This is a genomic window from Klebsiella sp. 10982 (genome assembly GCF_048589245.1).
Classification (GTDB): Bacteria; Pseudomonadota; Gammaproteobacteria; order Enterobacterales; family Enterobacteriaceae; genus Klebsiella; species Klebsiella quasivariicola.
The window spans coordinates 1-320 of record NZ_JBMAXV010000162.1 but is presented as its reverse complement, the minus strand read 5'-3'; the positions used below and the strand labels follow the sequence as shown (position 1 = coordinate 320).

General features: G+C 46.9%; 1 pseudogene. It reads right to left on the bottom strand.

The features are described from left to right. Positions 1–170: 170 nt before the first annotated feature. Positions 171–320, bottom strand: a pseudogene (locus tag ACKLKD_RS28090) (DNA-binding protein); the annotation flags it as partial.

Here is a 320-nt window from a genome sequence, read left to right as displayed (position 1 = left end):
GACTGAATAACAACCAACTGACTGATATTAATGAGTTATCTGCAAAAATTTAATTTTGCGTAGTGTGTGGGTATTTTTAGTCGTGAGGAGCGTTCAGAGATCTGGCGATTTTTGGGAAGGTTCAGGAACGCCCCGGGATGGCCGGAGAGGAAAACTGAAGCATGACGGGGTCAGGATTTTTTCCAGAATTTCCACCACGGGGAATGGGGTGGTGAAGAAGGTTCGTGCTTGTGCTCCAGAAGCTGCATAGCCTGACGAAGGGAATCAATATGCTCATCTCGAGCCTTAACAGCCCCTTTAAGACCATCGTTTTCAGCTTC